Annotated in this window: 7 protein-coding genes and 2 pseudogenes; 7 read left to right on the top strand and 2 right to left on the bottom strand. The window is 61.2% G+C overall.

Features of this window, described 5'->3' with window-relative positions; translation table 11 throughout:
• Nucleotides 1–176: 176 nt before the first annotated feature.
• Together tnpC and KHO33_RS37110 are read left to right on the top strand one after the other, a co-directional pair.
• Nucleotides 177–1,124, top strand: a pseudogene (gene tnpC / locus KHO33_RS37120) (IS66 family transposase); the annotation flags it as partial.
• A 511-nt stretch (nucleotides 1,125–1,635) separates the two neighbouring features.
• The gene (locus KHO33_RS37110) at nucleotides 1,636–2,127 is read left to right on the top strand and encodes a tyrosine-type recombinase/integrase (RefSeq protein WP_234480848.1); all 492 of its coding nucleotides are present in this window, start codon (nucleotides 1,636–1,638) and stop codon (nucleotides 2,125–2,127) included.
• Nucleotides 2,128–2,491: 364 nt separating this feature from the next.
• Here KHO33_RS37110 and KHO33_RS37105 read toward each other — a convergent pair whose 3' ends face one another.
• Together KHO33_RS37105 and KHO33_RS37100 are read right to left on the bottom strand one after the other, a co-directional pair.
• Nucleotides 2,492–3,697, bottom strand: a complete 1,206-nt coding sequence (locus KHO33_RS37105) for an IS91 family transposase (RefSeq protein WP_200567694.1) — start codon at nucleotides 3,695–3,697, stop codon at nucleotides 2,492–2,494.
• Nucleotides 3,698–3,705: 8 nt separating this feature from the next.
• The gene (locus tag KHO33_RS37100) at nucleotides 3,706–4,584 is read right to left on the bottom strand and encodes a tyrosine-type recombinase/integrase (protein WP_200567695.1); all 879 of its coding nucleotides are present in this window, start codon (nucleotides 4,582–4,584) and stop codon (nucleotides 3,706–3,708) included.
• A gap of 309 nt (nucleotides 4,585–4,893) precedes the next feature.
• Here KHO33_RS37100 and KHO33_RS37095 point away from each other — a divergent pair, with 309 nt between their 5' ends.
• From KHO33_RS37095 to KHO33_RS37075, 5 genes and pseudogenes are all read left to right on the top strand, one after another.
• Nucleotides 4,894–6,138 carry a tyrosine-type recombinase/integrase gene (locus tag KHO33_RS37095; protein ID WP_200567696.1) on the top strand — a complete coding sequence of 415 codons (1,245 nt, stop codon included), beginning with the start codon at nucleotides 4,894–4,896 and terminating at the stop codon, nucleotides 6,136–6,138.
• On the top strand, nucleotides 6,135–7,082 hold the full coding sequence (locus KHO33_RS37090) for a tyrosine-type recombinase/integrase (RefSeq protein ID WP_234480849.1): 948 nt from the start codon (nucleotides 6,135–6,137) through the stop codon (nucleotides 7,080–7,082). The genes KHO33_RS37095 and KHO33_RS37090 overlap by 4 nt, the downstream gene beginning before the upstream one ends.
• Nucleotides 7,075–8,070, top strand: coding sequence for a tyrosine-type recombinase/integrase (locus KHO33_RS37085; protein WP_200567697.1), 996 nt, complete (start codon nucleotides 7,075–7,077; stop codon nucleotides 8,068–8,070). The genes KHO33_RS37090 and KHO33_RS37085 overlap by 8 nt, the downstream gene beginning before the upstream one ends.
• 122 nt (nucleotides 8,071–8,192) lie before the next feature.
• Nucleotides 8,193–8,474, top strand: a complete 282-nt coding sequence (locus tag KHO33_RS37080) for a tyrosine-type recombinase/integrase (RefSeq protein ID WP_234480850.1) — start codon at nucleotides 8,193–8,195, stop codon at nucleotides 8,472–8,474.
• Nucleotides 8,475–8,583: 109 nt separating this feature from the next.
• Nucleotides 8,584–9,783: pseudogene (locus KHO33_RS37075) on the top strand (IS91 family transposase).
• The last annotated feature ends 207 nt before the right edge of the window (nucleotides 9,784–9,990 follow it).

The raw sequence follows: 9,990 nt of genomic DNA, 5'->3' as shown, positions 1-9,990 counted from the left end.
TCTTTACGTCCGTCTCATCTCATGATGTTCAGGGTTAAGTTCCAAACTTCATCCTATTTGATACCGAGATAAACACCTCCGCTGGAACCCAGATATAGCGGGACGTAACACAGCCCCGTCGCACCGCTGCGTTATCGATGTTGTAAACCGCGCGGCAGACTCGTAAACTACGGCGCATGTCGAACGGCGCCGATCTTCCTGACGATGTCGAACTCCTGAAGGCCTTGCTGGTCGAGGCCCGTAGTCTGCTTGCCGAACGCGATGTCGAGATTGAGCAGCTCAAAGCCCAGATCGACAAGCTCAGGCGCATGCAGTTCGGTCGCAAGTCCGAGCAGTTGCAGCGGCAAATCGAAACGCTCGAGACTCAACTTGAAGATCTGGCCGCCGGGCGCGGCGTTGCGGATGTGGAGCGTGCGCAGGCGCGCGGTGCAAATGCGTCCACCTCGAATGCGACGACGGACGAAGCGGCGTCAAGGCGAGCGCTTCCCGCGCATCTGCCGCGCGAGGATCATGTACTCCAGCCCGAATCGAGTTGCCCGGACTGCGGTCAACCAATGCAGATGCTCGGCGAGGACGTGTCCGAACAACTCGCCCGGGTCGCAGCGGCGTTCAAGGTCATTCGCACGATCCGGCGCAAACTGGTTTGCCCATGCTGCAGCACTATCACCCAGCTGCCAATGCCCGGCCTGCCGATCGAGCGGAGCATCGCCCATCCGAGCTTGCTGGCAGACATCCTCGTCTCGAAGTATGCAGACCACCAGCCGTTGTACCGACAAGCGGCGATCGCGGCGCGCGACGGCGTGACGCTTGACCGGGCCAGTATGGGCCGCTGGGTCGGCCAATGCGAGGCACTGTGCGCACCGCTAACAGAGGCGCTGCGCCGCTATACGGTGGCCGCCACCAAGCTGCACGCAGATGACACGCCGATCCCGGTGCTCGCACCGGGCAACAGGAAGACCAGGACCGGCCGGCTGTGGGTCTACGTGCGCGACGATCATCGCTCGGGCTCGACGCAACCGGCTTCGGTCTGGTTCTCGTACTCGCCGAACCGGCAAGGCATCCACCCTCAAACCCATCTCGCCAGGTTCAAAGGGATCCTGCAAGCGGACGCTTACGCGGGCTATGTTGCGGCCAAATTTATGTGGCGGCGATGTCTTCGAGTCAGGGCTTATCCAATCCCCCCTGACTCGTGCCCGCACATAAAAAATGCCAGCGAACAACTAAAGTTGCTTCAGAAACGTCATCAGTGAAGGCAGCGTGGTCGCACGCCTTGATGCTGCGGGCAGGCCTGAGATGTCGACGCGAGCAAGCGCCTTTGCTTTCATTTCCAGGTCGACCTCGGCGTAGATGTGTGTCGTATCCAAAGAGACATGCCCTAACCAGGCTCGGATCGTGTTGATATCGACGCCGGCACGTAGCAGATGAACCGCGGTCGTGTGGGGGCAATGTCTCCAACGACATTGCGGGCAAAGTACTAAACCGCTGACGCGGTAGGGGGAGGAGTGCGAGAGCTGATGGCTGACGTTCAGTGTGGCGGTGAGCCGACGCAGGATCCCAACGAGGGGACGCAGATACCTCCAGGAGCAGTATGTGGATGCCCAACCGGGCTCCACCACTGCTTCCAGGAGGTTAGTCATGACGCCGCTGCGCCAACGCATGTTGCACGACATGGAGATCCGCAATCTCGCCGAGAACACGCAGAAGTCCTATCTGATTCAGGTACGCAGTTTCGCCCGGCACTTCCACCGCTCGCCCGAACTGCTGGGTCCCGACGAGATCCGGGCCTGGCTCGTCTACCTCCTCGAAGAGCGCAAGCTGGCACCCGCCAGTCTCGGCGCAACGATCGGTGCACTGCGCTTTCTTTACCGCGTGACGCTCAAACGCAACTGGAGTGACGAGGACTTTCCCTTGCCGAGGAAGCCGTTCCGACTGCCGGTCGTCCTCAGCCTGGAGGAGATCACCACCTTCTTCGAGTCGGTCGCCAGTCTCAAGCACCGCACCATCCTGATGACCGCGTACGCCGCCGGCCTGCGGGTGTCGGAAGTCGTGCATCTGAAGGTCACCGATATCGACAGCAGGCGTATGGTCATCCGTGTAAATCAGGGGAAGAACCGTAAATGTTCTTGAGAACATTTGGCAGAGGGATTTTTGGTTAGCGATTGCGGCTACGAACCTTTGAAGAGTCCTTATAAGTCGCACCGCAATCGGTAACTAAAAATCCGTTTGTGCTGAACCGCTCCACAGGCGGTCGCGTCTATGGGCATTGAATGACCGGCGGGGCCATCCAGCGCGCGCCACCCGCTTGGGGCGGGCACCGGACGACGATGAAGCGGAGTGGATGAGTGCGTGAGGGTGGTGCGAGCGTTGGGTTGGCGAGGTCAAGGGTGCGGATTGGGGGCGTTCACCTGCGGCAAAGACCCGATGACGCAAGGCCGGGCGCGTTGCCATCCGGAATGCATGGAAACGTGACCGGCCGCGGTGCGAACGCGCATCAGTGAACATGGTGAGCGGGTGGCGGCGCACGCGGCAATGCGCCTGGCAGGAAGGTTTCGATGCAGACCATGTGGCCGTTGCCGCAGACGGGGCAATCGCGCAGGGACCTGCCGGTGAGCCGCTGGTAACGGTCGCGGTAGTCTTCTGTGGGGCCGGGCATTTCGTCCGGGGGAGCCACGACGCCGAGCAGGCTGCGGCAGGTGGCGAGGCGGGCTGCCCGGTGGCAATTGGCCAGCAGGCCGTAGCTGCGGATGTGCTTGAAGCCGTCGGGCAGCACGTGCAGCAGGAAGCGGCGGATGAATTCGTTAGCCTCGAGGGTCATGGTCTTCGTTGTGTCGGGGTGTTTATAGTCTTTCCACCGGAAGGTGACGTGGCCGTCGTCGAAGCTGACCAGCCGGTGGTTCGAGATGGCGACGCGATGGGTATAGCGGCCCAGGTAGTCGAGCACGTGCCGGGCGTCGCCGAACGGAGGCTTCGCGTAGACCACCCACTCTGCCTGTGCGGCCGGCGCGAGAAAGGCGGAGAATGCCTGAATGTCGGCGAGCGGTTCAAGCTGGCCGTAGAAATGCAGTGCGCCGGTGTCAAAGGCGTGGCGCAGCTGTTCAAGGAACAGTCGCCGGAACAGCCGCGAGAGCACCCGCACGGGCAGGAAGAAGCCGGGACGGCAGGCGATCCAGTGTTCGCCGTCCGGGGCGATGCCGCCGCCCGGTACCACGCAATGCACGTGCGGATGATGCTGCAGGTTTTGCCCCCAGGTGTGCAGCACCGTGATGAAGCCGATCTCCGCGCCCAGGTGTTTCGGATCGGCGGCGATCGTGCGCAGCGTCTCGGCGCTGGTGCGGAACAGCATGTCGTAGAGCGCTTTCTTGTTCTGGTAGGCGATCATCGCGATGGGTTCGGGCAGCGTGAAGACCACATGGAAATACTCGACCCCGGGCAGCAGTTCGGCCTGCCGGTGTTCGAGCCATTGCGCGCGGGCGAGCGACTGGCACTTCGGGCAGGCGCGATGCCGGCACGAGTTGTAGGTGATGCGCTGGTGACCGCAGGCGTCGCACTGTTCGACATGGCCGCCGAGGGCCGCGGTGCGGCACAGCTCGATCGCGCTCATCGCACGCCGCTGGGCACGACTGAGCCCGTCGGCGTGGGTCTGCCGGTACTGCGGGCAGCCGCGGAAGATGTCCGCCACTTCGAGCGCCGGTCGCATGGCCGCACTCAGAAGTACTCGGGCGTGGGCGGCTGGGTTGGAATCGGTGCGGGATGCGGCAGCAGGTCGAAGGGACTCGCGGTCGCGCACACGGTGCTGGTCGCCACTTTCAGGTAGCGAGAGGTTGTGGCGAGGGACCTATGCCCCATCAGCAGCTGGATCCTGCGCACGTCGGTGCCGGCCTCGAGCAGATGCGTGGCGAAGGCGTGCCGCAGCAAATGCGGGGTGATGGGTTTGCTGATGCCGCTGCGCTCCCGTGCGAGATTGCATGCCCGTGCCACGGCAAACCGGGTGATCGGCTGACCGGGGATGTCCCCCGGAAAGAGCCAGTCCCTCGGGTGAGCCTCGTGCCAGTATGCACGCAGGATCTCGAGCAGCCGCGGCGAGAGCATCACGTAGCGGTCCTTACGATTTTTGCCCTGATCCACACGGATGACCATGCGCTGGCTGTCGATATCGCTGACCTTCAGATGCACGACTTCCGACACCCGCAGCCCGGCGGCGTACGCGGTCATCAGGATGGTGCGCTGCTTGAGACTGGCGATCGACTCGAAGAAGGTAGTGATCTCCTCCAGACTCAGGACGACGGGCAGTCTGAACGGCTTCTTCGGCAAGGGAAAGTCCTCATCGCTCCAGGGTCGCTTGAGCGTCACGCGGTAGAGGAAGCGCAGCGCGCCGATCGTTGGACCGAGGCTGCCGGGGGCCAGCTTGCGTTCCTCGCGAAGATGGACGAGCCAGGCCCGGATCTCCTCGGGGCCGAGCAGTTCAGGCGAGCGATGAAAGTGTTTGGCGAAACTGGAAACCTGCAGCAGATAGGACTTCTGGGTGTTCTCTGCCAGGTTCCGGATCAGCATGTCGTGCTGCATGCGTTCACGGAGCAGTGTCATGGTGGACCTCCTGGGAACAGTGGATGGAGTGCCCGGTGGGGCACCTCCATGCTGCTCCTGGTGGCCTGCTCACCACCTCGCTGGGGTCCGGCTCCAGATAACCGTCCTCACGGAACGCCAGCCACTCGCCTTCGCGTCCCTCCCACTACCGCTTCAGCGGTTTAGTACATGCGGCCTCATGTGTTGGCGAAACTTATGTTGCGGCGCTCCTCCTACGTCAATGCGGGCGGCCCTCTTTCTCCTATCGACAACACATAATTTTTCTGCTTCTCTGGACGAACTTCCCGGTGCATTGATGGAGGTTCGACCATGTTTGAACAACTTTTTCACCATGCCGCAACGGTAACCCGTCATGCGACCGCTCCCTTCGCTGAAGAACGGATTCACTATCTGAACTACTGCTGGCAACGAGGGGACTCCCGTTGGTCGATATTGCGCAAAGCCGATGACGTGCTCTGGATCGCACGTAAGCTCGAGGTGCACACCGACTTGCATGTTACGGTCGAGCAAGTACGAGCGCTTGTTGCCAATCACAGCGATCGTGACGGTACCGATGGTCCACAGCTCCACCTGCTCTCGACACGCAAGCGCCTGATTGCTAACGCCTGCGCATGGCTTCGATTTCTCGGTTACCTGCGCGAACCGGTTGAGCAGATTCCGTTCGGATCACGGTTGGACGAGTACGCGAACTGGGCAAAGCACGAGCGCGGGCTCAGCGAGGCCACCATTGACCGTTTCCGCCGTACCATCAGGCAGTTTCTGCATTGGTATGGTCCAAACGGACGGCCACTGTCCAGTCTCCATGCCAACGATATCGATGCCTACCTTGCTTTTGGGAGCGGCCGCGGATGGACTCGTGTCACCATCCGCAACGTGGCTGATGCCCTGAAGGCATTCTTACGCTATGGTGCTCAACAGGGGTGGTGTGAGGCACGTCTACCGCAAGCGATTCAAGGGCCGCGGATTTATGCTCTGGAGAGACTGCCAACGGGGCCCAGGTGGGAAGATGTACAACGGCTTTTTGCCGGAATGGATGAGAGTCGTCCCACGGACGTACGTGACCGCGCCATTCTGATGTTGTTCGCCATTTACGCTTTGCGCGAGAGCGAGGTGGCAACGCTTCGCCTCGATGATATCGACTGGGAGCACGACCAGCTGCGTGTACCGCGCGCCAAGCGGGGTAAGGCACAGGTGTACCCGCTTCTACCTTCGGTCGGCAACGCCCTCATCCAATACCTGCAGGCAGTCCGTCGGTGCGACACCTTGCATCGTGAGGTATTCCTGACCCTGGTGTCGCCGTATCATCCGCTGTCACGCAGCGGGCTCTACGACATGGTCTACGCCAGACTGAAGTCGCACAATGTGCAGTCCGACCATTATGGCCCCCACAGTCTGAGGCACGCCTGTGCGACCCGATTGGTTGCGGAAGGATTGACCCTCAAGGAGATTGGCGATCATCTCGGACATCGCAGTACCTCTTCAACGCGGGTGTACGCAAAGGTGGATCTACCTGGCTTGCGTGAAGTGGCGACCTTCGATTTAGGAGAACTATGATGAGACTCCATGATCTCGTCGAGGCCTACATCGCGTTCAAGCGTTCGTTGGGTATGCGATTCCGATCACAGTCCGCCCTGCTGCGCGCCTATAGTCGCGCTATGGGTGATGTTGCCGTCGAGGAAGTCAGGCCCGAAGCTGTCCTCGTCTTTATCACTGGGAGGGGGCCGGTAACCACGCGTTGGATGGATTGTTATGGGGTATTGGCCGGCTTCTACTGTTATGCGATCACTCGTGGCTTCGCGACGATGTCTCCGCTCCCCGTGGATACTCCCAAACATCCGCCGCCGTTCATCCCCTACGTCTATACAGTGGACGAGTTAAAGCGCTTGGTGGCGGCGACCGACATCCTGGAAACACCCTTGTCACCGCTGCTGGCCGTTACCATGCGCAGCCCGCTACTGCTTCTTTATGGCACCGGGATGCGCATTGGGGAGGCGCTGTCGCTCACTTTGAAGGATGTCGATCTGGAGAGCCGCGTGCTGACCGTACGCGATGCCAAGTTTTTCAAGACGCGCGTGGTTCCCATTGGGACGCGACTGGCGATGGTTCTGAGTGACTATCTCTCACGCCGTCGTCAGCTCCCGTTTCCGGTCGGCAGTGACTCGGCGTTCCTTGCTACGCGCACCGGCCTTCATCTCGACTACAAGCGCGTGAACAAGCTGTTTTGCCGACTTCGCCGAGTTGCAAAGATCCAGCGCGAATCGACGGCGCGCTATCAGCCTCGTATTCACGACATTCGACACGCTACCGCCGTTCATCGGATCATCGCCTGGTATCGCGCCGGTGCCGATGTGCAACGACTACTGCCGCAATTGGCAACCTATCTGGGACACGTTGATATGCGGTCCACCCAGCAGTACCTCAGTATGACCGCAGAACTGTTGCAGGAAGCCAGTTTGCGCTTCGAACGCTACGCTCAGCCGGAGGTGCGCCATGCGTGACAATACTTTGATTGGCCCTTGGGTCCGCCGCTTCCTTCTGGAGCATCTCGTCACAGAACGAAACCTCGCCCGCAATACCCAACTCAGTTATCGCGACACGCTGGTCCTTTTGCTGCCCTTTCTAAGTAAAGCACAAGGGAGGCCAGTCGATCGCCTGACGATAGACGATTTGTCACCGGCTCGAGTGCGCTCTTTCCTGCAATCTCTGGAGAAGGAACGCGGCTGCAGCGGCGCTACTCGTAATTTGCGTCTCGCGACGATCCACTCACTCGCCAAGTTCATCGGCACGCATAGCCCGGAGCATGTGGCCTGGTGCTCCACGATACGCGCAGTACCGTTCAAGAAGACGGCGAAGTCGACACTGACGTACCTGGACAAGCCGGAAATGGACGCGTTACTGCAGACGCCCGATCTGCATACGGCACTGGGGATGCGAGATTATGCCTTGTTGCTGTTTCTCTATAACACCGGGGCGCGCGCTGACGAGGCTGCTCATCTGGCCGTGGGTGATATCACCTGGGGCACCTGTCCCGCAGTGCGCCTGGTGGGCAAAGGTAACAAGACGCGCTGGTGTCCCATTTGGACGCGTACCGCGGATGTTCTAAAACCGCTCGTTGCCGGACATGCCAGCGAGGACTTCGTGTTCCTTAACCGAGTCAATCAACCGCTGACACGGTTCGGTATCTATGCTCTCGTCCATCGTGCGGCTGTACACGCAAGTCAGGCCTTGCCGTCGCTCGCGGCAAAGACCATCAGCCCGCATTCCCTGAGGCACACCTGCGGGGTTCATATGCTCCGTTCGGGTGTGGACATCAATACCATTCGGTCCTGGCTGGGACATGTCTCCCTGGACACCACTCATATCTATGCCGAAGTCGACCTGGAAATGAAAGCGAAAGCACTCGCACTCTGCGATCTCCCAGATGAGGCGAAGACCGCCCCTTGGCATACCGTTCCCGGTCTCATTGACTTCTTGAAAACGCTCTAACGATTCATGGGGCAAAATTAATGTTGCGGCTCCTGCCGGGATACTGGCTTTCCGATTACCTCTTCGGTGGCCGCCGTAACATAAGTTTCGCCAACACATGAAACCGTAAGGATCGCTATGTAATGCTCTCGCCGAGGCTGCTCGACATCCTGAGGCTGTACTGGCAGGACGCCTATCCGAAGGAATGGCTCTTTCCAGGCAACATTCCGGGGCGGCCCATCACCCGCCATGCCGTGGGCGACGCATGCGAGCTTGCACGCAAGCGCAGCGGCATCCCCAAACCCGTGACACCCCATTCTTTGCGCCACGCGTTCGCCACGCATCTGCTGGAAACCGGTACTGACGTGCGCCGGATCCAGCTGCTGATGGGCCATAGGTCCCTTGCGACAACGTCCGGTACCTGAAGGTGGCCACCAGCACCGTGTGCGCCACCACCAATCCCTTCGATCTGCTGCCGCACCCCGCACCCATTCCGTCCCCGCCACCTGCGCCCGAGTACTTCTGAGCGCAGTCATGCGGCCGGCGCTAGAAGTGGCGGACATCTTCCGCCAGTGCGGGCCCAGTTTCCGGCTATCCCATGCCGAGGGGCTCAGTCGTGTCCAGCGACGCGTGATGAGTGCCATCGAGCTGTGTCGTACCGCCGCGCTTGGTGCCCATCTCGAGCAGTGCGATGCATGCGGCCATCTGCGCATCAGTTACGACTCGTGTCGTAACCGGCACTGTCCGAAGTGCCAGTCACTCGCCCGCGCGCAATGGCTCGAACGCCGGCATGCGGAGCTCCTCCCCTCGACCGAGTATTTCCATGTCGTCTTCACGCTTCCCGAATCCATCGCCGCTCTCGCGTTCCAGAACAAGAGGACGCTCTACGATCTGCTGTTTCGCGCCAGCGCCGAAACGTTGCGCACGATCGCCGCCGATCCGAAACACCTGGGTGCCGAGATCGGCTTCCTCACGATCCTGCATACGTGGGGACAGAATCTGCAGCATCACCCTCATGTGCATTGCGTGGTGCCGGGCGGCGGCCTCTCCCCGGACGGCGGGCGCTGGATCGCCTGCCGTCCCGGCTTCTTCCTGCCCGTGCGGGTCCTGTCACGGCTCTTTCGCCGCCTGTTTCTCTAACAACTGCGTCGCACTTACGACGCCGGCGGGCTGCGCCTGCACGGTCAGTTCGAATCCCTGAGCGATTCCGTCGAATTTGCAGCCTGGCTTGCACCCGCAGCACGGGCGGAGTGGGTGGTCTACGCCAAGCCACCCTTTGGCGGAGCCGAACACGTGCTCGATTACCTGGGCCGTTACACCCACCGCCTCGCCATCTCCAACAACCGGCTGCTCGCCTTCGACGGGCACACCGTCCAGTTCCGCTGGAAGGACTACCGGCACGAGTCCAGACAAAGGACCATGACGCTCACGGCCGACGAGTTCATCCGCCGCTTCCTGCTGCATGTGCTGCCTGACGGCTTCAAGCGCATTCGCAGCTACGGGTGGCTCGCCAACTGCCACCGTGCCGACAGGCTCGCCACCTGCAGACAGCTGCTCGGTGTCGAGGCTCCCGCCGCCGCCGAGCCCGGGGAAGACTACCGTGACCGCTACCAGCGACTCACAGGCAGGTCACTGCGCGACTGCCCCGTATGTGGCAAGGGACACATGCTCCGCATCGAAGACATGCCCGGCAGCCTTCCACGAGCCCCGCCAGGTCCCACCCATGCGCGCTAGCTGCCACCGCACCTGTTTCCGTACACGTTCGCCTTTCCTGACGAGGCCAACGCGGCTCCACTCGTGCCTTCGATCTGCTGGCACACCAGCGTACTCCAGAACGGCGGGTGATTTGCCGGTTCACGCGCACATTCCTGCTTCCTTTACACGTGATGCTTCCCACTCCCGCCGGAAGTCCGTGTGTGATCGCCCCTGCAAGACATCACA

Origin of the sequence: Paraburkholderia nemoris (genome assembly GCF_905221015.1) — a bacterium.
Taxonomy (GTDB): Bacteria; Pseudomonadota; Gammaproteobacteria; order Burkholderiales; family Burkholderiaceae; genus Paraburkholderia; species Paraburkholderia nemoris.
The sequence above is the reverse complement of the archived record's forward strand: the minus strand, read 5'-3'. Positions and strand labels throughout refer to the sequence as shown.